16 protein-coding genes are annotated in these 20,182 nt (G+C 58.1%); 9 read left to right on the plus strand and 7 right to left on the minus strand.

Features of this window, described 5'->3' with window-relative positions:
- Nucleotides 1-74 precede the first annotated feature (74 nt).
- The 5 genes from ilvG (at nucleotide 75) to ilvA (ending at nucleotide 6,386) form a co-directional block, all read left to right on the plus strand.
- Nucleotides 75-1,721, plus strand: coding sequence for an acetolactate synthase 2 catalytic subunit (gene ilvG / locus OJ965_RS03550; RefSeq protein ID WP_154929136.1), 1,647 nt, complete (start codon nucleotides 75-77; stop codon nucleotides 1,719-1,721).
- Nucleotides 1,718-1,975 carry an acetolactate synthase 2 small subunit gene (gene ilvM, locus OJ965_RS03555; RefSeq protein ID WP_008926359.1) on the plus strand — a complete coding sequence of 86 codons (258 nt, stop codon included), beginning with the start codon at nucleotides 1,718-1,720 and terminating at the stop codon, nucleotides 1,973-1,975. Before ilvG ends, ilvM begins: the two co-directional genes overlap by 4 nt.
- Before the next feature lie 18 nt (nucleotides 1,976-1,993).
- Nucleotides 1,994-2,923, plus strand: coding sequence for a branched-chain amino acid transaminase (locus tag OJ965_RS03560; RefSeq protein WP_009087986.1), 930 nt, complete (start codon nucleotides 1,994-1,996; stop codon nucleotides 2,921-2,923).
- A gap of 62 nt (nucleotides 2,924-2,985) precedes the next feature.
- Entirely contained in the window at nucleotides 2,986-4,836 is a 1,851-nt protein-coding gene (ilvD, locus tag OJ965_RS03565) for a dihydroxy-acid dehydratase (RefSeq protein WP_265137821.1), read from the plus strand.
- Between the two features lie 2 nt (nucleotides 4,837-4,838).
- On the plus strand, nucleotides 4,839-6,386 hold the full coding sequence (gene ilvA / locus OJ965_RS03570; protein WP_111207821.1) for a threonine ammonia-lyase, biosynthetic: 1,548 nt from the start codon (nucleotides 4,839-4,841) through the stop codon (nucleotides 6,384-6,386).
- On the opposite strand, the gene ilvY is transcribed toward ilvA, so the two are convergent.
- Nucleotides 6,387-7,268, minus strand: coding sequence for an HTH-type transcriptional activator IlvY (ilvY, locus tag OJ965_RS03575; RefSeq protein WP_009087982.1), 882 nt, complete (start codon nucleotides 7,266-7,268; stop codon nucleotides 6,387-6,389). It abuts the gene before it with no gap.
- Nucleotides 7,269-7,429: 161 nt separating this feature from the next.
- Here ilvY and ilvC point away from each other — a divergent pair, with 161 nt between their 5' ends.
- Nucleotides 7,430-8,905: a ketol-acid reductoisomerase gene (gene ilvC, locus OJ965_RS03580; RefSeq protein WP_046100812.1), complete on the plus strand. Its 1,476-nt coding sequence runs from the start codon at nucleotides 7,430-7,432 to the stop codon at nucleotides 8,903-8,905.
- Nucleotides 8,906-9,555: 650 nt separating this feature from the next.
- On the opposite strand, the gene OJ965_RS03585 is transcribed toward ilvC, so the two are convergent.
- The 3 genes from OJ965_RS03585 to OJ965_RS03595 all read right to left on the minus strand — a co-directional run bounded on the left by OJ965_RS03585 (nucleotide 9,556) and on the right by OJ965_RS03595 (nucleotide 13,124).
- The gene (locus OJ965_RS03585; protein WP_009087978.1) at nucleotides 9,556-10,887 is read right to left on the minus strand and encodes an MFS transporter; all 1,332 of its coding nucleotides are present in this window, start codon (nucleotides 10,885-10,887) and stop codon (nucleotides 9,556-9,558) included.
- A gap of 272 nt (nucleotides 10,888-11,159) precedes the next feature.
- Nucleotides 11,160-12,179: an inner membrane protein YhjD gene (gene yhjD / locus OJ965_RS03590; RefSeq protein WP_265137823.1), complete on the minus strand. Its 1,020-nt coding sequence runs from the start codon at nucleotides 12,177-12,179 to the stop codon at nucleotides 11,160-11,162.
- Nucleotides 12,180-12,224: 45 nt separating this feature from the next.
- The gene (locus OJ965_RS03595; protein ID WP_009087975.1) at nucleotides 12,225-13,124 is read right to left on the minus strand and encodes a LysR family transcriptional regulator; all 900 of its coding nucleotides are present in this window, start codon (nucleotides 13,122-13,124) and stop codon (nucleotides 12,225-12,227) included.
- A gap of 115 nt (nucleotides 13,125-13,239) precedes the next feature.
- Here OJ965_RS03595 and OJ965_RS03600 point away from each other — a divergent pair, with 115 nt between their 5' ends.
- Complete coding sequence (locus tag OJ965_RS03600) at nucleotides 13,240-13,998, plus strand: SDR family NAD(P)-dependent oxidoreductase (protein ID WP_046100811.1); 759 nt, start codon at nucleotides 13,240-13,242, stop codon at nucleotides 13,996-13,998.
- A 45-nt stretch (nucleotides 13,999-14,043) separates the two neighbouring features.
- On the opposite strand, the gene OJ965_RS03605 is transcribed toward OJ965_RS03600, so the two are convergent.
- The gene (locus OJ965_RS03605; RefSeq protein WP_154929134.1) at nucleotides 14,044-14,892 is read right to left on the minus strand and encodes a PhzF family phenazine biosynthesis protein; all 849 of its coding nucleotides are present in this window, start codon (nucleotides 14,890-14,892) and stop codon (nucleotides 14,044-14,046) included.
- A gap of 108 nt (nucleotides 14,893-15,000) precedes the next feature.
- Here OJ965_RS03605 and OJ965_RS03610 point away from each other — a divergent pair, with 108 nt between their 5' ends.
- Complete coding sequence (locus OJ965_RS03610) at nucleotides 15,001-15,624, plus strand: glutathione S-transferase family protein (RefSeq protein ID WP_009087970.1); 624 nt, start codon at nucleotides 15,001-15,003, stop codon at nucleotides 15,622-15,624.
- On the opposite strand, the gene OJ965_RS03615 is transcribed toward OJ965_RS03610, so the two are convergent.
- Entirely contained in the window at nucleotides 15,591-17,078 is a 1,488-nt protein-coding gene (locus OJ965_RS03615) for an aminotransferase-like domain-containing protein (protein ID WP_154929133.1), read from the minus strand. The genes OJ965_RS03610 and OJ965_RS03615 overlap by 34 nt on opposite strands.
- Nucleotides 17,079-17,212: 134 nt before the next feature.
- Between OJ965_RS03615 and OJ965_RS03620 the strand changes: the two genes are divergently transcribed.
- Nucleotides 17,213-17,800, plus strand: a complete 588-nt coding sequence (locus OJ965_RS03620) for a LysE family translocator (RefSeq protein ID WP_058956905.1) — start codon at nucleotides 17,213-17,215, stop codon at nucleotides 17,798-17,800.
- Here the strand turns inward: OJ965_RS03620 and OJ965_RS03625 are convergent.
- The gene (locus OJ965_RS03625; RefSeq protein WP_154929132.1) at nucleotides 17,797-20,181 is read right to left on the minus strand and encodes a phosphoketolase family protein; all 2,385 of its coding nucleotides are present in this window, start codon (nucleotides 20,179-20,181) and stop codon (nucleotides 17,797-17,799) included. The genes OJ965_RS03620 and OJ965_RS03625 overlap by 4 nt on opposite strands.
- Nucleotide 20,182: the final 1 nt, after the last annotated feature.

A 20,182-nucleotide genomic window follows, 5' to 3' on the forward strand; every position in this document is an offset into this window, starting at 1 on the left:
TAAATCTGCAAGGAACAAACAATGAACAGTAGCATAAAATTCTGTTGTTCCCGTCAGGACACAGGAGAATAGCGATGACAGGTGCTCAGTGGGTAGTTCAGGCTTTACGCGCGCAGGGTGTTGATACCGTATTTGGTTACCCTGGCGGCGCCATCATGCCGGTCTACGACGCGCTATACGATGGCGGCGTGGAACACCTACTGTGCCGTCATGAGCAGGGGGCGGTTATGGCCGCGATTGGCTATGCGCGCTCCACCGGCAAAACCGGTGTCTGTATTGCCACCTCCGGCCCTGGCGCTACCAACCTGATCACCGGTCTGGCTGATGCCATGATGGACTCCGTGCCGATCGTTGCGGTAACCGGTCAGGTCTCGTCTGCGTTTATCGGTACTGACGCTTTCCAGGAGATCGACGTGCTGGGACTGTCCCTGGCCTGCACCAAACATAGCTTCCTGGTTGAGTCGCTGGATGAGCTGCCCGCTATCATGGCTGAGGCTTTTGCCATGGCGCAGTCAGGGCGTCCGGGTCCGGTACTGGTTGATATTCCCAAAGATATTCAGATTGCGCAGGGTGAACCCGCACCGCATCTGGTTTCGGTTGAGGAGGAAGAGTCGCTGCCGCATCATGCCATCCGCGAGGCGCGGGCAATAATGACCCAGGCCAGAAAACCGATGCTCTATGTTGGCGGAGGCGTGGGCATGGCGCAGGCGGTTCCGGCACTGCGTGCATTCGCAGAAGAAACCGGCATCCCTGCCGTTGCGACCCTGAAAGGTCTGGGCAGCGTCGATGCGCAGAGCGAGGTTTATCTGGGCATGCTGGGGATGCACGGCACCAAAGCCGCTAACTATGCTGTTCAGGCGTGTGACCTGCTGATTGCGGTCGGTGCCCGTTTTGACGATCGGGTGACCGGCAAGCTGGATACCTTTGCGCCGCACGCCAGCGTGATTCATCTCGACATCGACCCCGCAGAGTTAAATAAGTTACGTCGCGCGCACGTCTCACTGCAGGGCGATCTCAACGCGCTGCTGCCCGCGCTGAGTCAGCCTTTGCACATCGACGCCTGGCGCGACGAGGTGAAGGCACTCAAGGCCAGTCACGCCTGGCGCTACGATCATCCAGGCGAGGCAATCTATGCACCGCTGCTGCTGAAGCAGCTCTCCGAGCGCAAACCGGACAGCGCGGTGGTCACCACCGATGTCGGACAGCACCAGATGTGGACGGCCCAGCATATGGCCTTCAGCGCGCCGGAGAACTTCATCACCTCCAGCGGCTTAGGCACGATGGGCTTTGGTTTGCCTGCCGCCATCGGTGCACAGGTCGCCCGTCCGGAAAATACGGTGATCTGCGTCTCGGGCGACGGCTCAATCATGATGAATATTCAGGAGCTGGGCACCATTAAGCGCGGAAAGCTGCCGGTCAAAATCGTGCTGCTGGATAACCAGCGTCTGGGCATGGTGCGTCAGTGGCAGCAGCTCTTTTTCGACGGTCGCTACAGCGAAACCAATCTCTCTGACAATCCTGACTTCCTCACGCTGGCCAGCGCTTTCAATATCCCCGGCCAGCGCATTACCCGTAAAGATCAGGTCGACGCCGCACTTGATGCTCTGCTGAACAGCGAAGGTCCTTACTTCCTGCATGTTGCAATTGATGAGCATGAAAACGTCTGGCCACTGGTACCGCCGGGTGCCAGCAATGCAAACATGATGGAGAAAACCGTATGAACCAGCATCAATTGTCTATCGAAGCCCGCTTCCGCCCTGAAATATTGGAGCGCATTTTACGCGTCGTGCGCCACCGCGGTTTTCAGGTCTGTTCTATGAACATGGCCTCAGTCGCCAACGCGGAAAACATTAATATTGAAATGACCGTTGCCAGCCAGCGCTCCGTCGATTTACTGTCTTCGCAGTTAAGTAAATTGATTGACGTTGCATGCGTTCAGATTCAACAACAGACAACACAACAAATCCGCGCCTAGCCGCGAGAGGGAATAACAATGAGCACGAAGAAAGCAGACTTTATTTGGTTCAATGGCGAGATGGTTAAGTGGGAAGAGGCGAAGGTCAGCGTCATGTCCCACGCGTTGCACTATGGCACGTCGGTGTTTGAAGGCGTCCGCTGCTACGACTCTCACAAAGGACCGGTTGTGTTCCGCCACCGTGAACACATGCAACGTCTGCACGACTCCGCCAAAATCTACCGTTTCCCGATTAAAAGCAGCGTTGATGAGCTGATGGAAGCGTGCCGCGAAGTCATCCGCGTGAACAAACTGAAAAGTGCTTATATCCGTCCGCTGGCCTTCGTGGGCGATGTGGGCCTGGGCGTGAACCCGCCAGATGGCTTTACCACCGACGTGATCATTGCAGCCTTCCCGTGGGGCGCGTACCTGGGTGCGGAAGCTCTGGAAAACGGCATTGATGCTATGGTCTCCTCCTGGAGCCGTGTGGCGCCGAATACCCTGCCAACTGCCGCAAAAGCGGGCGGTAACTACCTCTCCTCACTGCTGGTGGGCAGCGAAGCCCGTCGTCACGGCTATCAGGAAGGTATCGCGCTGGATACCAATGGCCTGATCTCAGAAGGTGCGGGCGAAAACCTGTTTGAAGTGAAAGATGGCGTGCTCTTTACCCCGCCATTCACCTCTTCCGCTCTGCCGGGCATTACCCGCGATGCCATCATCACCCTGGCGCGTGATATGGGCATTGAAGTGCGCGAGCAGACCCTGTCGCGTGAATCCCTCTATCTGGCTGATGAAGTGTTTATGTCTGGTACCGCTGCAGAAATTACCCCGGTGCGCAGCGTTGACCGTATTCAGGTGGGCGAAGGCAAATGTGGCCCGGTGACCAAACGCATCCAGCAGGCCTTCTTTGGTCTGTTCACCGGCGAAACCGAAGACAAATGGGGCTGGTTAGATCCGGTTAATCCATAATCAGATACAGCGCGGACGTCATCTGACGTCCGCGAGCTTTTTCTTACTGGAGTAAATAGAGCATGCCTAAGTACCGTTCCGCCACCACCACCCACGGCCGTAATATGGCGGGTGCCCGTGCCTTATGGCGCGCGACAGGAATGACCGATGACGATTTCGGTAAGCCGATTATCGCTGTGGTTAACTCATTCACCCAATTTGTCCCGGGCCACGTTCACCTGCGTGACCTTGGTAAACTGGTCGCCGAGCAGATCGAAGCATCAGGCGGTGTGGCTAAAGAGTTCAACACAATCGCGGTGGATGACGGTATTGCCATGGGTCATGGCGGCATGCTGTATTCACTGCCTTCGCGCGAACTGATTGCTGACTCGGTCGAGTACATGGTGAACGCACACTGCGCCGACGCCATGGTCTGTATCTCCAACTGCGACAAAATCACGCCGGGGATGCTGATGGCGTCACTGCGCCTCAATATCCCGGTGATCTTCGTTTCAGGCGGACCGATGGAAGCCGGTAAAACCAAGCTTTCTGACCAGATCATCAAACTGGATCTGGTGGATGCGATGATTCAGGGGGCCAACCCGAACGTCAGCGACGCCGACAGTGAGCAGATCGAACGCTCTGCCTGTCCGACCTGCGGCTCCTGCTCCGGCATGTTTACCGCGAACTCAATGAACTGCCTGACCGAAGCACTCGGCCTGTCGCAGCCAGGCAACGGCTCCCTGCTGGCCACTCACGCCGATCGTAAAGAGCTGTTCATCAACGCCGGTAAGCGCATCGTCAGCCTGACCAAACGTTACTATGAACAGGATGACGTCAACGTGCTGCCGCGGAGCATCGCCAACAAGGCCGCTTTCGAAAACGCCATGACGCTGGATATCGCCATGGGCGGTTCCACTAATACCGTACTGCACCTGCTGGCAGCCGCGCAGGAAGGCGATATCGACTTCAATATCTCTGACATCGATCGCCTGTCACGCAAAGTCCCTCAGCTCTGTAAAGTCGCGCCAAGTACCCCGAAATATCACATGGAAGATGTGCATCGCGCGGGTGGTGTTTACGCGATTCTCGGCGAGCTGGATCGCGCAGGTCTGTTCGACAGCAGCGCCCGAAATATCCTGCAGCAGACGATGCGTGAAACGCTGGATCAGTACGACATCATGCTCACCAACGATCAGGCGGTAAAAGAGATGTTCCGTGCCGGTCCGGCGGGCATCCGCACCACCCAGGCATTCTCGCAGAGCTGCCGCTGGGACACGCTGGATGATGACCGTGCTGAAGGCTGTATCCGTACCCGCGAAAACGCCTATTCGCAGGATGGTGGTCTGGCCGTACTCTACGGCAACATCGCAGAAGATGGCTGTATCGTTAAAACCGCAGGCGTAGACAAAGAGATCCTGACCTTCACCGGCCCGGCTAAAGTCTACGAAAGTCAGGATGATGCTGTTGAAGCGATCCTGGGCGGCAAAGTGGTGGCGGGCGACGTGGTCGTGATCCGCTACGAAGGGCCAAAAGGCGGGCCGGGTATGCAGGAGATGCTCTATCCGACCACCTATCTGAAATCGATGGGACTGGGCAAAAGCTGCGCCCTGATCACCGACGGTCGTTTCTCTGGCGGCACCTCCGGTCTCTCTATCGGTCATGCCTCACCTGAAGCGGCAAACGGCGGCACCATTGCGCTGGTGAAAGATGGCGACACCATTGAGATCGACATCCCGAACCGCGGCATCAGACTTGCCGTGCCGGATAACGAACTGCACGCCCGCCGTGAAGAGCAGCAGGCACGTGGCGATGCGGCCTATACGCCGATCAATCGTCAGCGTGAAGTCTCGTTCGCGCTGCGTGCTTACGCCTCACTTGCGACCAGTGCTGATAAAGGCGCTGTCCGCGATAAGAGCAAGCTGGGAGGCTGACCATGGCCGAGTCTCAACCGCTACCCGATGCACCCTGCGGCGCCGAGTATTTGCGCGCGGTGTTGCGTTCACCGGTGTACGAAGTCGCACAGGTAACGCCGCTGCAGAAGATGGAAAAAATCTCATCGCGTCTTGGCAACACCATTCTGGTGAAGCGGGAAGATCGCCAGCCAGTGCACAGCTTCAAGCTGCGCGGTGCTTACGCGATGATTGCCGGCCTGAACGAAGAGCAGAAAGCGCGCGGCGTGGTAACGGCCTCCGCCGGTAACCATGCACAGGGCGTGGCGCTCTCCGCCAGCAAGCTGGGCATTAAGTCACTGATCGTGATGCCGCTGGCGACAGCCGATATCAAGGTGGATGCGGTGCGCGCGTTTGGCGGTGAGGCTTACCTGTTTGGTGCCAACTTTGATGAGGCGAAAGCCAAAGCGATCGAACTGTCGGAACAGCGCGGCTACACTTTCGTGCCACCGTTTGACCATCCGGCAGTGATTGCCGGACAGGGCACGCTGGCGATGGAGCTGCTGCAACAGGATGCGCATCTGGATCGGGTCTTTGTCCCGGTTGGCGGGGGCGGTCTGGCAGCCGGTGTGGCGGTGCTGATTAAACAGCTGATGCCGCAAATCAAAGTGATTGCTGTGGAGTCAGAAGATTCAGCCTGTCTGAAGGCGGCGCTGGAGGCGGGTCATCCGGTCGATCTGCCCCGCGTCGGGCTGTTTGCCGAAGGCGTGGCGGTGAAGCGTATTGGCAGCGAGACCTTCCGCCTGTGCAAAGCGTATCTTGACGACATTATCACCGTCGACAGCGATGCCATCTGCGCAGCGATGAAGGATCTGTTCGAAGATGTCCGTGCTGTGGCGGAGCCTTCCGGGGCGCTGGCGCTGGCGGGCATGAAGAAGTATATCCAGCAGCATGAGATTAAAGGCGAACGGCTGGCGCATGTCTTATCCGGGGCCAACGTCAATTTTCACGGCCTGCGATATGTCTCTGAGCGCTGCGAGCTGGGCGAACAGCGAGAGGCGCTGCTGGCTGTGACCATCCCGGAACAGCAGGGGAGCTTTTTACGCTTCTGCCAGACGCTGGGCGGGCGTGCCATCACGGAGTTCAACTACCGCTACGCTGACGCAGATAAAGCCTGCATCTTTGTTGGTGTCAGGCTGACCCGTGGCGTCGAGGAGCGCAGCGAGATTATCAGCGAACTGACCCACGGCGGCTATCAGGTGGTCGATCTCTCTGATGATGAAATGGCAAAGCTGCACGTGCGTTACATGGTGGGCGGACGACCTTCCAAACCGCTGCGTGAACGGCTTTTCAGCTTTGAATTTCCGGAGGCACCCGGTGCGTTGCTGAAGTTTCTGCAGACGCTTGGCACGCACTGGAATATCTCGCTGTTTCACTACCGCAGCCACGGCACTGATTATGGCCGCGTGCTGGCGGCCTTTGAACTGGGCAGCGATGAGCCGCGTTTCGAAGAGCATCTCACCGATCTGGGCTATGACTTTCATGATGAAAGCCAGAACCCGGCGTTCCGCTTCTTCCTGTCAGGCAGCTGATTACAGCTGGCTCCAGAAGGCACTGATCAGCGGCTCACCGAGCCGCTTTTTTTGTACGCAGATGCCGAGTTCAAACGGCGCGACCGATTCAACATTTTCCAGCATCATCACGCGGTTACGCACCGGTTCCGGGCTGTTTTCCAGCACCACATGCGGCAGCAACGCGATGCCGCATCCCAGCGCCACCATCGAGACAATCGCTTCATGCCCCGACACCGTGGCGTAAATCAGCGGGTTAGGAATGCGATGGCGGCGGAACCAGAGATCGATACGCCGCCGTGCCGGGCCCTGGTCCGGCAGAATAAACGGAATCTGTGCCCAGTCTGGCTGTGGCTGTGTAGCCTGCGTACGAACGGCACAGGGTAAGGCGGGCGCAATCAGGACCAGCGGGATCAGCCCCAGTGGCATAAAATCAATGCTGGCTGGCAGCGTTTCAGGGCGTCCGGCAATCGCCAGATCGGCATCACCGGAGTGAACTTTTTCCAGCGCATCCGCGGCATCGCCGGTATTCAGTTTAATTTCCACCTGCGGATGTTCGGCGCGAAAGCGGTCGAGGATGGGCGGCAGATGGCTGTAGGCCGCCGTTACCGAGCAGAACAGCCGCAGCTCGCCGCTGAGTGACGGACCATTAAGATCCATGACATGACGCAGTTGCTGATACTGCAGCAGCGTCTGCTGGGCAAACTGACGCAGGCGCTCACCCGCCTCCGTCAGTGTGACGGTACGGTTATCACGCAGAAACAGCGCATGGCCGACATCCTCTTCAAGCCGCTGGATCTGGCGTGACAGCGTGGAAGGGCTGACGTGCATAGCACGCGCGCTGCGCCCGAAGTGGCAGCTTTCTGCCAGATGAAGAAACAGTTTCAGATCCCGTAAATCCATATGCGCGTCGCCTCTGGGTGGTGTTGCATTTATTGCAATGTGACGTTGTTAATATATCAATTTAAGCAACAGAATTCCTGTCATATGATGGGGTCATTCGCGGCGCTGCATGACACGCCGTTCCTGAACAAAAAAAGCAAACACAACTTACCGGAGTACCCATGGCTAACTATTTCAACACACTGAATCTGCGCAATCAGCTGGCGCAATTAGGCAAATGTCGTTTCATGGCGCGCGATGAGTTCGCAGATGGTGCGAGTTTCCTGAAGGGCAAAAAAGTCGTTATCGTTGGCTGTGGCGCACAGGGCCTGAACCAGGGTCTGAACATGCGTGATTCCGGTCTGGATGTCGCCTATGCACTGCGTGCTGAAGCGATTGCTGAGAAACGCCCTTCATGGCGCAAAGCGACCGATAACGGTTTCAAAGTGGGTACCTACGAAGAGCTGATCCCGCAGGCGGACCTGGTGGTCAACCTGACGCCAGACAAACAGCACTCTGCAGTGGTTCAGGCTGTTCAGCCGCTGATGAAAGATGGCGCTGCGCTGGGCTACTCACACGGCTTCAACATCGTAGAAGTGGGCGAGAGCATTCGTAAAGATATCACCGTCGTCATGGTGGCACCGAAGTGTCCGGGTACAGAAGTGCGTGAAGAGTATAAGCGTGGCTTCGGTGTTCCGACCCTGATCGCTGTTCACCCGGAAAATGATCCAAAAGGCGAAGGCATGGCGATTGCTAAAGCCTGGGCAGCCGCAACCGGTGGCGATCGTGCTGGCGTGCTGGAATCCTCTTTCGTGGCAGAAGTCAAATCTGACCTGATGGGTGAGCAGACTATTCTGTGTGGCATGCTGCAGGCGGGTTCACTGCTCTGCTTCGACAAGCTGGTGGCGGAAGGTCATGACGCGGCGTACACCGAAAAACTGATTCAGTTCGGCTGGGAAACCATCACCGAATCGCTGAAGTTCGGCGGCATCACCCTGATGATGGATCGCCTCTCTAATCCGGCAAAAATCCGTGCATACGCGCTGTCTGAGCAGCTGAAAACCATCATGGCTCCGCTGTTCCAGAAGCACATGGATGACATCATCTCAGGCGAATTCTCTTCCGGTATGATGGCCGACTGGGCGAACGACGACAAAAACCTGCTCACCTGGCGTGAAGAGACCGGTAAAACTGCGTTCGAAAATGCGCCGCAGTTTGAAGGTAAGATCGACGAGCAGGAGTATTACGACAAAGGTGTCGTTATGGTCGCCATGGTCAAAGCGGGCGTGGAGCTGGCGTTTGAAACCATGGTTGATGCGGGCATCATCGAAGAGTCTGCTTACTATGAATCCCTGCACGAGCTGCCGCTGATTGCTAACACCATTGCCCGTAAGCGTCTGTACGAAATGAACGTGGTTATCTCGGATACCGCCGAATATGGTAACTACCTGTTCTCCTTCGCGGCTGTACCGCTGCTGAAAGAGTTCATGACCACGCTGCAGCCAGGCGACCTGGGTAAAGCCATTGAGGGAACGCAGGTAGACAACGCGCAGCTGCGTGACGTCAACGAAGCGGTTCGCCAGCATCCGATTGAAATCGTGGGCCGCAAACTGCGTGGCTACATGACCGACATGAAGCGTATCGCTGTCGCAGGCTGATAAGCGGCACTCCCGTTTTCAGCAAAACAAACCCCGGCTTGCCGGGGTTTTTTGTTTGTGAACACTGTCTGAGAAGTTCGCTGGTGGAACGGTGCCTGCACTGCCTGCTTCGCTATGAGACCGAGCCTGCACAGGTAACACGGTCAGATCGGAAAGGCGCTTAAGCCAATCCCTGGCCGCTCGGCCCGCGCGATTACGCACCTCATCCCTGAGGTGCGCCCGTAAACGGGCCAACGCGTTGCGTTGTTCAAAAACGCTCCCGGCGTTTTTATCCGGGCGGCGGGACGCCTTCCTCTTCTGACCGTGTTCCCTGTGCCCTTAAGCTTCTGCATTGCTGCCAGAATAACCCTGCCCATTAGCACGATGCAGGATCTTCAAACAGACAGCCAATCAACTTAAAGCGATGGGAGCATACGCCTGTAGCAAAGCATAGCGGGCCAGGGATGGCCCGCGCTGAGCCCGCCACGGATGGCGTCTTTTGCGTCTTTGCGGAGGGCGTATGCTCCCTGAGCCGGTAGCCTGACCATAAGGCGATGTTTTTGAACTCCTCAGGGTCAAAGTATGTTCCCTAAGCTGCCTTAGATTGACTAAACCCAACCCATAAAAAAACCCGGCATCTGCCGGGTTTTACTGACTTTCATCCCACCGGACTACACGTCATACAGCGTCTGGTGACGCGTCTCTTTACAGGCGAGCAACGCAATCAGTGTCAGCACCGCCATCGACGCCAGATAGAACCCTACCGCCTGTAGGCCATAACTGGCATTCAGCCAGGTCGCGATGTAAGGCGCAACCGAGGCACCCAGAATCGAGGAGAGATTGTAGGAGAACGAGGCACCGGTATAACGCACTTCGGTCGGAAACAGCTCCGGCAGCAGTGCGCCCATCGGGCCAAACGTCAGCCCCATAATGCTCAGACCCAGCAGCAGGAACGCCATCACCAGCGCCTGCGAACCCGAACCGAGCATCGCCGGGAACAGGAACGAAAACGCGATAATCATCAGCGTAATGGTAATCATGGTCTTGCGACGACCAAAGCGATCCGCCAGCACGCCCGCAATCGGCACCATCACGCCAAAGCCAATGACCGCCAGCATCAGCATCCACAGCATACTGTTACGCGGAATACCCAGACCCGCTGGCGCTGGCGTGGTGCCGTAACTCATTGAATAGACCGTCATGATATAGAACAGCGTATAGGTCGCCAGCATGATAAAGGTGCCGAGAATGGTGGCAGTCAGGTGCCTGCTCAGCAGCGCCGCAATCGGTACCCGAACCTGCTTCTGCTCTTTCTGCACTTTGGCAAACACCGGACTTTCATGCAGCGAAACGCGCACATAGAGGCCAATCAGCACCAGTACGGCAGAGAGAATGAAGGGAACGCGCCAGCCCCACTGCATAAACTGCTCGTCAGTCAGCAGCCACGAGAGCAGCAGAAAGGTGCCGTTAGCAAAGAAAAAGCCGATCGGCGCGCCCAGCTGCGGGAAGGAGCCATAGAGCGCACGCTTCTTCGCCGGAGCGTTTTCCGTTGCCAGCAGTGCTGCGCCACCCCATTCGCCGCCCAGGCCCAGCCCCTGACCAAAACGCGCCAGCGCCAGCAGCAGCGGCGCCATCACACCAATGGTTTCATAGCCCGGCAGCAGGCCAATCACCACGGTGGAGATCCCCATGGTCAGCAGCGAAGCAACCAGGGTGGCCTTACGTCCTACGCGGTCGCCAAAGTGACCAAACAGGGCAGAGCCAATCGGACGCGCAATAAAGGCGATAGCGAAAGTGGCGAGCGACTGTAGCGTGGCGACGGTGGCATCACCCTGCGGGAAGAAAATATGGGGAAAAACAATCACCGCAGCCGTGGCATAAATATAAAAGTCGAAGAATTCGATGGCCGTGCCGACCAGTGAGGCTATCACCACTTTACTGCGTGAGTTAACCGGTGCGGGGTCCTGCTGTTTGTCGAGTGTGTCTGAGAGGGAGGCTTGCATAACTGTTTCTTATTTGTAAATACAGACAAAGAATCTTACGCACCTGACTGACCGCATTCAATGGCGAAAACCCGCGCCGCGCCTGGCTTCAGCGGGCAAAAAGAGGATAATTTCTGTGGTGCGGCGAATGCCGGGTGATACCGGGGTAAACCGGACGATATCTGGCGGGATACTCTGTGAAAGGGCTAAATAAAAGTGACCCCTCAGCTATTCATCCTGTTATCTGAGTAAAAAATAGCCGAGGGGAGGTGTTTTCCGCTGTTGTTAACAGATCAGGAGGTTTTGCGTCGTGCTGCGCTGCCCGCTTCAGGCATCTGCGGATCGTCTTTATATTTAGCTGTGGCGATCCAGGCCGCACAGAACAGCGTCAGACGGGCGAAGAAGTAGAAGAACGCCATCAGGCCGAGCACGGAACCAAAGGCCGCTCCTGAAGGGGAGGTTGCCAGCTTTGGCAGGGTCAGCGTCATGACAAACTTGATCACCTCAAAACCGATGGCCGCCAGCAGCGTCCCGCGGAACAGCGCCTTCTTGCGTGGCTTATGTCGTGGCAGGATCCAGAAAATCCAGAGAAACAGCAGGTAGTTAGCCAGCACAGAAATCGAGGTGGCGATAATGGTCATCGCAGGCCGCAGCCAGTCGATGCCATCCAGCCCCAGGGCGCTCACGATGGTCGCCTGGGCAGACCCCGCCACTGAGGTCAGCGAAAGCGTAATGATCAGGGCCAGCATCAGGCCGGTCAGCGACAGGAAATCGCGGATGTAGCGTTTCCAGATCTTCTCCTGGTCATCAGGATTGCGTTCCCAGACGTCGCGCGACTGGGCGCGAATGGCTTCCCGCAGATTCCCCATCCAGTTCAGACCGGAATAGAGCGCCAGCAGTAAACCGGAGATCCCCACCGTGGCGCGCTGCTGAATGGCGGTATTCACCGTATTCTTCAGCGTGGTCGCCAGCGTCGGGTCGCTGATGCTGCTGACGATTTTATTGATGATATCGGTCAGCAGATCCGGATTGGAGGCGAGTACAAAACCGACGGCGGCAAACGACACCATCAGAATCGGGATCAGCGATAAAAATGAGAAATAGGTAATGGCCGCACCAAACTGGCTGCCGAGCCGGTCGTTAAAGCGCTCAAGGGCACGGATAAAATGCGCCACCGCCGGAATGGCCTGAAACCAGGCGGCAAAATGCGACACGCGGACAATCGACTGGTCCACGGTCTGATTGCCGGTTTTAATGTCGATAAGCGGTTTCTCTGGCTGTGTATCCTGCGAATGTTCCTGCTTGTCTGTCATAGACCTTCACTGTCCTGTTTGTCATTAAAATCAGAGTATAGTCGCTCAGGTGACGTACTCCTGCAGCACCTGACTCAGCCACTCCATAAAAACCCGCACGCGACGCGCCACATTGCGCCGGTGCGGATAGAGCAGGTGGATCGGCATGGGCCTGGCGGGGAAGCGATGCAGCACCTCGACCAGCTCGCCGTTTTCCAGCAGGGGCTGAATGCCGGCCGCCGGCACCTGAATAATGCCTAATCCAGCCAGACAGGCGGCGCGGTAGGTTTCGGTGCTGTTTACGGTTACGGCACCGCCGGTGTGAACATAGTGGCACTGCCTGCCATCAAAATATTCAAAACCTGGTGCGGCCTGGCCCAGCTGCTGGCTGTAGTGGACCATCGCATGCTGCGACAGCTCCTCCAGCCGGACCGGCATCCCGAAACGCGAAAGGTAGCCAGGGCTGGCGCAGTTGATCAAGGTGTGGGTGCCAATTTTTCGCGCGATCAGTCCCGAATCCTTCAGCTCGCCGACCCGGATAACACAGTCAAAGCCTTCCCGGATCACATCCACCTGACGGTCACTGCTGCTCAGTTCAATCTCTACGCCAGGGTAGTGCTGCAAAAATTCCGGCAGGCGGGGAAGGATAAAACCGGTCGCCATCGCGACGGACATATCGACCCGCAGCTTGCCGCTGAGCGTGGCGGGATCGTGCTGGAACAGACTGTCCATATCGTCAATCATCGACAGCAGGTCCAGACAGCGATCGTAATAGACCAGTCCATCCTGAGTTAGTTGCACCCGGCGCGTGGTGCGATGCAGCAAACGGGTTGCCATTTGATTCTCCAGCGCCTGTATCTGCCGCGATACGCTGCCTTTAGGCACGCCTAAACTCTCTGCCGCGCGGGTAAAACTGCCCATTTCGGCCACCCGCACAAAAACCTGCATTGCGTGAATTTTGTCCATGTTGTTCACCGATTGTTGTTTTTATTGAAACAGTGATGCGCTTTTTACACTGTTTATAGATCAATAATTCGCGAATATCCTTAACACGTGTTCAACTTTTCAACAGGTGTGAGAGATGAATCAGAAAGTTGCGTTAATTACCGGTGCAAATCGCGGTTTAGGCCGTAACGGCGCGTTAAAACTGGCTGCCAGAGGCACCGATATCATTCTGACCTACCGCACTCATGCCGATGAGGCGCAGGCGGTTGTCAAAGAGATTGAGGCGATGGGACGGCGTGCAGTGGCGCTGGCGCTGGATGTCGGCGACACCGGTCAGTTCGATCGCTTTGTCGGGCAGGTGAAAGAGGCCCTGCAGCAGCAGTGGCAGCGGGATCGCTTTGACTATTTAGTAAACAACGCCGGGCACGGTCACTATAAGCCGTTTACCGATACCACGGAGGCGGAATTTGACGCCCTGGTGAATGTCCATTTCAAGGGGCCCTACTTTCTGACCCAGAAGCTGCTGCCGCTGATCAACGACGGAGGCCGCATCCTGAACATCTCCAGCGGTCTGACCCGGCTGGTCTATCCGGGCTCTGCGACCTATGCATCAATGAAAGGGGCGATGGAGGTGCTGACCCGCTATCAGGCGAAGGAGCTGGGGGCGCGCCGGATTCGGGTCAATATTCTGGCACCCGGGGCGATAGAAACGGACTTCGGCGGAGGCCGGGTGCGCGACACCCGGGAGATTAACGATCAGATTGCTGCACTGACGGCGCTGGGCCGGGTGGGATTACCGGACGACATCGGCGATGCCATCAGCGCGATTCTCAGTGATGAAACCGGCTGGATCACCGCGCAGCGCATCGAAGCCTCAGGCGGGCAGGGCATTTAACCCCCGGCGGCATCGCGGCAGACCGGCCCGCCGATGCCGCCAGCCTTACAGCGCGATCGTGCCGTCGATGACGGTGACGGTATGGCCGCCAATCCAGATCGTGCCACTATCGAAGGTCACGTTTACCCGACCGGCACGCTGCAGCGCCGTGCCCTGACGCACACGATAGCCCGTGGTCTGTCCCGCCATGGCAAAGTAACGCGCCAGACAGGCGTTGGCACTGCCCGTCACCGGATCTTCGGTCAGGCTGCCATTCTCGACCAGCAGGGCGCGTACTTCATACTGCTCCTCTTCTCCCTGCGGCAGGCGGCCAAACGCCATTATCCCCGATACGTCCGCCTGTTTAAGCAGACGCTCGAGTTCGCTGACGCTGGGCTGCAGCGCCAGCACCGCGTCGGCGCTGGTCATCGGCACCAGCAGCCAGCGGATACCCATATCAACCACCGTCGGGCTTTGCGTCAGATCGAAAGCCTCGCTGTTTAACGCTTTCGCCATCAGTGCATCCTGCCAGGGTGTCAGCGTGGCAGCCGGGGCGGCAAACGCCAGTTCACCCGTCTCATTAATCTTCACCGTGACGTTACCGACACCGCACTCCTGCACAATCTCGCCGGGTGTGCGGGTTGGCCAGCCGGCCTCCAGCAGGGCGTGCGCCGTACCCAGCGTGGGATGACCGGCAAACGGCAGCTCGCCTTCAACGGTAAAAATGCGCACCCGATAGTCAGCTTCCGCATGCTCAGGCGGCAGCACAAAGGTGGTCTCCGACAGGTTAGTCCAGCGGGCAATGGCGGCCAGCTGGCTGTCGCTTAACCCCTGCGCATCCATGATGACCGCCAGCGGATTGCCGTTAAAGGCTGATGAGGTAAACACATCGACTTGCTTAAACGCGACCTGCATGGTGACTCCTTGCTGAGGGTGTTCAGGGTGGCCTTTTCTCTGCCAGATGATTGCTTATAACAGCTAACAGCGTTATCAATAAGTTAAAGATTCTACCGGAGACTCTGCATGTTAACGATCCTGGGACGCGCCTCCTCAATCAACGTGCGCAAAGTATTATGGCTGTGTGACGAGCTGGATCTGGATTACCAGCGCGAAGAGTGGGGCGACGGTTTCCGCTCCACGCATCTGCCGGAGTTCATGGCACTCAATCCGAATGCGATGGTGCCGGTGCTGAAAGATGATGACTTAGTCATCTGGGAATCTAACGCTATCCTGCGCTATCTGGCGAATGCCTATGGCGGCGAGTGGCTTTATCCGCCTAATCCGCAGGCGCGTGCACCGGTCGATCAGTGGATGGACTGGCAGGCCACAGAACTGAATACCTCCTGGCGCTACGCTTTCATGTCGCTGGTAAGAAACTCTCCGGCTCATCAGGATCCGCGCCTGCTGGCAGCGGCCTGCAAAGGCTGGGCGCACACCATGAGCATCCTTAATCAGCAACTGGAAAAAACCGGTCGCTACGTTGCCGGACGCAATTTCACCCTGGCCGACATTCCGATTGGTCTGGCGGTAAACCGCTGGTTTGAGACGCCGCTTGAGCATCCCGATTATCCGGCGGTTCGCACCTATTACGAGCGCCTGACCGAACGGCGTGGTTACACCGTCTGGGGCCGCAACGGGACGCCCTGAGCCTCACCAGCCGGGAGTCCTGACAGTTCACAGGCAATCTCTCCGGCGCGCTGAATTGCCCGGCTATAGCGCGCATCAAACGGATAACAGCAGGAGAGACGCAGCGCATGGTTGTAACGCTCGCTCAGAGAATAGAGCGCGCCAGGCGTGACGCAGATCTGCTCCTGCAGCAGCCGGTCAAACATCTCCGTAGTCTTCACGTTGCCGGGTAACTCGACCCAGAAGACGAATCCTCCGCGCGGCAGCGTGGCGCGGGTGCCCTGCGGGAAGTAGCGGGCGATCAGTCCCCGCGCCTCATCCAGATTGGCTGCGTAGCGACGGCGCAGGGTGCGCAGGTGGTGATCGTAACCGCCGGACGCAAGAAACTCCGCCAGTGTTTCTGACAGCAGGGCCGATTCAGCCATCGACGAAACCGCTTTGAGCCGGGCAATCGCGTCGTGAAAACGGCCGGCAGCGGTCCAGCCAATCCGGAAGTCGGGTGCCACGGTTTTGGTGAAGCTGGTGCAGTAGATCACCCAGCCATCGCGATCAAACGCTTTCACAGCGGGCGAGAGGGGCCAGTCGAACTGCAACTCGTCATACAGTCCGTCTTCGATCAGCGGAACGTGGTAAGTGTTCACTAACTTTGCCAGCCGCTTCTTGTTTGCCAGCGACATGCCGCAGCCCAGCGGATTCTGCACACCGGGCATGGCAATCAGTGCCTTGATGCGCTGCTCCTGCAGCAGCATCTCCAGCGCATCCAGCGACAGGCCATGCTGCGGATCGGTGGGGATTTCCAGCGCTTTAAGGCCCAGCGACGCCAGCAGTGGAAACAGGAAGAAGTAGGTCGGCGACTCCAGCCCGACACAGTCGCCGGGCTGCGTGACCGCACGTAATGCCAGCTGCAGGGCTTCCATGCAGCCGTGGGTGAGGGTGATCTCATCGGCGGTCAGCCGCTGTCCGGCGTGCAGCGCCCGGCGCGCAATCTCCTCCCGTAAGCGCTCACTACCGGGCGGAAGCGCATAGCGCCCGATCAGATTGGGATGACGGCGCAGCAGTGAAGCCGTGATCCGGGCGATGCGGGTCGCAGGGAAAAGTTCACTGTCCTGCGGGCAGGCCAGCGAGATATTGATGTAGTCGGGATGGTTCTGTGCGGCAAACACCTTATCAATCAGGTCGAGTTTACCGCTGCCGGGGTCGCGTACCCGGGTCTTATGCTCACCGTGACGGGTCACGGCGGGCAGCACGCCGCGCACGTAGTAGCCCGACTGCGGTCGAGCCTCAATCAGACCGCGATCTTCCAGCAGCTGCCAGGCATTCAGCACCGTATTCACACTGACCTGATGGGACTGAGCGACACGCCGGATCGCTGGCAGGCGTTTGCCCGGTTTCAGCGTGCCCTGGTGGATAGCCTCAGCGAAGCTGTCCGCCAGCTGCTGATAAAGACGCTGATCGGAAGAGGGAGCAAGGGACACAGTAGCCTCCGGATTGGATGGGTACAATTGCTGCAAACGTAAACTGTAACCATCACAATAGTGATTTTGTGTCACTGTTACCATCCTTTTTCGCGCCGTAGCATAGAGCTCTGTCCACTTTCAGGAGCGCCACTATGCTTGATCCCTCTTTCTTCAGTTACGTCACCGTCATGTCGATTACGCCAGGCCCAAACAATCTGTTGCTGGCGACCTCCGGGGTCAATTTTGGCATGCGTCGCACCCTGCCGATGATGTTCGGCATTTTACTGGGCTGTGCGGTGCAAACGGTGATTGCCGGAATGGCGCTGGAGGTGCTGCTGCACTGGATGTCGGCGATTCGCCTGCCGCTGACGCTGGCAGGCTGCACCTATCTGTTGTGGCTCTCCTGGAAGATCTTTCGTGCTGCCGCCCCCGAAACGCGAACCCGGCCGCAGCCGATGACGCTGCTGGGTGGCGCCTGTTTCCAGGCGATTAACCCCAAAGCCTGGCTGATGGCCAGCAACGTGGCACTGCTCTACAGCGCCAGCAGCGGCGTTGTAACGGTAATGATCTGCTTCATGCTGCTCAATCTGCCCTGCATCCTGATCTGGGCTGCGCTGGGCGACCGCCTGCGCAGCCATCTGCAGATTGCCTGGAAGCGCCAGCTGTTTAACAGCCTGATGGCGCTGTCGCTGGTGGCGACCACCGTCTGGATGGTGACCGACGCGCTGCAGGCCGCTTAATCAGGCGCGCCTGGTGCAGTGGCGGATGGCCATTTCCAGTTCTGCACCTCCGGCAGATCCTCGCCATGTTCGCGGACATACTGGTGATGCGCGGCCAGACGCTGCTGCAAATCCTCCAGCAGCCCGGGATGAGCATCCGCCAGCCCGGGCACGCGCAGAATCGCCTCCTGCGCCAGATGATAGCGGTCCAGTTCGTTGAGTACCGTCATATCAAATGGCGTGGTGGTGGTGCCCTCTTCATTGAAGCCACGCACGTGGAAGTTGCGATGATTGGTGCGCTGATAGGTCAGGCGATGCACCAGCGTCGGATAGCCGTGGAAGGCAAAAATCACCGGTTTATCCTGCGTAAACAGCGCATCAAATTCCGTATCGGATTTGCCATGCGGGTGCTGATCCTGCGTCTGCAGCGCCATTAAATCGACCACGTTTACCACCCGAATCCGCAGTTCAGGCAGCATCTCGCGCAGCAGATCGACGGCCGCCAGGGTTTCCATGGTGGGCACATCACCGGCACAGGCCATCACCACATCCGGCTGTGCATTATCGGGCGTGGTGCCTGCCCAGCGCCATTCGCCCATGCCCGCTTCGCAGTGGGTTATGGCACTGGCCATGTCGAGCCACTGCGGCGCAGGCTGTTTGCCCGCCACAATGACATTAATGCGGTCCCAGGTGCGCAGGCAGTGGTCGCCTACCCAGAGCAGCGTATTGGCATCGGGCGGCAGATAGATACGTACGATGTCCGCTTTCTTATTGGCAACGTGATCGATAAAGCCGGGGTCCTGATGGCTGTAGCCATTGTGGTCCTGGCGCCAGACGTGCGAAGAGAGCAGATAGTTGAGTGAGGAGATGGGCTTACGCCAGCCCAGCTTACGCGTGACTTTCAGCCACTTGGCATGCTGGTTAAACATGGAATCGATAATGTGGATAAAGGCTTCATAGCAGTTGAACAGCCCGTGACGGCCGGTCAGGAGATAGCCCTCCAGCCAGCCCTGACACTGATGCTCACTGAGAATTTCCATGACGCGGCCATCGCGCGCCAGCTGCTCGTCGTAGGGCTCTGTTCTTTCCAGCCAGGTGCGGCTGGTCACGTCGAAGACCGGCGTCAGGCGGTTTGAGGCGGTTTCATCCGGGCCAAACAGCCGGAAGTTGTCGCGGTTTCGCTGAAACAGCACGCTGAGGTAGCGTCCCAGATGCTCGGTAGCCTGCGCCATCTGTGAACCCGGTTCGCCGACCTCGCAGGCAAACGCGGCGAGCTCCGGCGTCTCCAGCTCACGGCGCAGCAGGCCGCCATTAGCGTAAGGCGAAGCCCCCATGCGCTTGTCGCCCTCCGGCGCCAGCGCCTGCAGCTCCGGCTTCAGGCGACCCTGTTCATCGAACAGATCATCCGGCTGATAGCTTCGCATCCACGTTTCCAGAATCTGACGATGACCTTCATCTTCACGACAGGCGGCGACCGGCACCTGATGCGCCCGCCAGAAATCCTCTACTTTTTTGCCGTCGACCGTTTTGGGGCCGGTCCAGCCTTTGGGGCTGCGCAGGATAATCATCGGCCAGCGCGGCACATCGGTCGTGGCGCTGCCCTGGCGCGCCTCACGCTGGAAGGCGGTGATTTTTGCCAGAGCATTGTCCAGCGCTTCCGCCATCAGCGGATGCATTTTCTCCGGCTCATGCCCGCTGACAAACAGCGGTTCATAGCCGTAACCGCTGAACAGCTGACGCAGATCTTCATCGCTGCTGCGACCCAGCAGCGTCGGGTTAGCAATCTTGTAGCCGTTGAGATGCAGAATAGGTAACACCGCGCCATCACGTTGCGGATTGAGGAATTTGATGCCGTGCCAGCTGGACGCCAGCGGTCCGGTTTCCGCTTCGCCGTCGCCGATGACGCAGGGCACCACCAGGTCGGGATTATCGAAAGCCGCGCCAAATGCATGAGAGAGCGAATAGCCCAGCTCCCCCCCTTCATGAATTGAGCCGGGCGTCTCCGGGGCCGCGTGGCTGGGAATGCCGCCCGGGAAGGAGAACTGTTTAAACAGGCGCTGCATGCCCGCCGCATCCTGGCTGATGTGCGGATAAATTTCGCTGTAGCTGCCCTCCAGCCAGGTGTTTGCCACCATGCCGGGGCCGCCGTGCCCGGGTCCGCAGATGTAGATCATGTTCAGATTTTGCTGCCGGATAATCCGGTTGAGGTGGGCATAGATAAAATTCAGCCCTGGCGTGGTGCCCCAGTGGCCCAGCAGGCGCGGTTTGATATGTTCCGGCCTGAGTGGCTCGCGCAACAGCGGGTTATCCATCAGGTAGATCTGCCCGACGGAGAGGTAGTTCGCCGCCCGCCAGTAGCGGTCAAGCAGCGTGAATTCCGGTGAAGCAGGGGAGTAAGACATG

Origin of the sequence: Pantoea anthophila, from assembly GCF_026104315.1 — a bacterium.
Classification (GTDB): Bacteria; Pseudomonadota; Gammaproteobacteria; order Enterobacterales; family Enterobacteriaceae; genus Pantoea; species Pantoea anthophila.

What these genes read in the sequence shown, in the direction of transcription:
- ilvG (WP_154929136.1), top strand. Translation starts at nt 75, where the DNA reads ATGACAGGTGCTCAGTGGGTAGTTCAGGCTTTACGCGCGCAGGGTGTT.
- ilvM (WP_008926359.1), top strand. Translation starts at nt 1,718, where the DNA reads ATGAACCAGCATCAATTGTCTATCGAAGCCCGCTTCCGCCCTGAAATA.
- OJ965_RS03560 (WP_009087986.1), top strand. Translation starts at nt 1,994, where the DNA reads ATGAGCACGAAGAAAGCAGACTTTATTTGGTTCAATGGCGAGATGGTT.
- ilvD (WP_265137821.1), top strand. Translation starts at nt 2,986, where the DNA reads ATGCCTAAGTACCGTTCCGCCACCACCACCCACGGCCGTAATATGGCG.
- ilvA (WP_111207821.1), top strand. Translation starts at nt 4,839, where the DNA reads ATGGCCGAGTCTCAACCGCTACCCGATGCACCCTGCGGCGCCGAGTAT.
- ilvY (WP_009087982.1), bottom strand. Translation starts at nt 7,268, where the DNA reads ATGGATTTACGGGATCTGAAACTGTTTCTTCATCTGGCAGAAAGCTGC.
- ilvC (WP_046100812.1), top strand. Translation starts at nt 7,430, where the DNA reads ATGGCTAACTATTTCAACACACTGAATCTGCGCAATCAGCTGGCGCAA.
- OJ965_RS03585 (WP_009087978.1), bottom strand. Translation starts at nt 10,887, where the DNA reads ATGCAAGCCTCCCTCTCAGACACACTCGACAAACAGCAGGACCCCGCA.
- yhjD (WP_265137823.1), bottom strand. Translation starts at nt 12,179, where the DNA reads ATGACAGACAAGCAGGAACATTCGCAGGATACACAGCCAGAGAAACCG.
- OJ965_RS03595 (WP_009087975.1), bottom strand. Translation starts at nt 13,124, where the DNA reads ATGGACAAAATTCACGCAATGCAGGTTTTTGTGCGGGTGGCCGAAATG.
- OJ965_RS03600 (WP_046100811.1), top strand. Translation starts at nt 13,240, where the DNA reads ATGAATCAGAAAGTTGCGTTAATTACCGGTGCAAATCGCGGTTTAGGC.
- OJ965_RS03605 (WP_154929134.1), bottom strand. Translation starts at nt 14,892, where the DNA reads ATGCAGGTCGCGTTTAAGCAAGTCGATGTGTTTACCTCATCAGCCTTT.
- OJ965_RS03610 (WP_009087970.1), top strand. Translation starts at nt 15,001, where the DNA reads ATGTTAACGATCCTGGGACGCGCCTCCTCAATCAACGTGCGCAAAGTA.
- OJ965_RS03620 (WP_058956905.1), top strand. Translation starts at nt 17,213, where the DNA reads ATGCTTGATCCCTCTTTCTTCAGTTACGTCACCGTCATGTCGATTACG.
- OJ965_RS03625 (WP_154929132.1), bottom strand. Translation starts at nt 20,181, where the DNA reads ATGTCTTACTCCCCTGCTTCACCGGAATTCACGCTGCTTGACCGCTAC.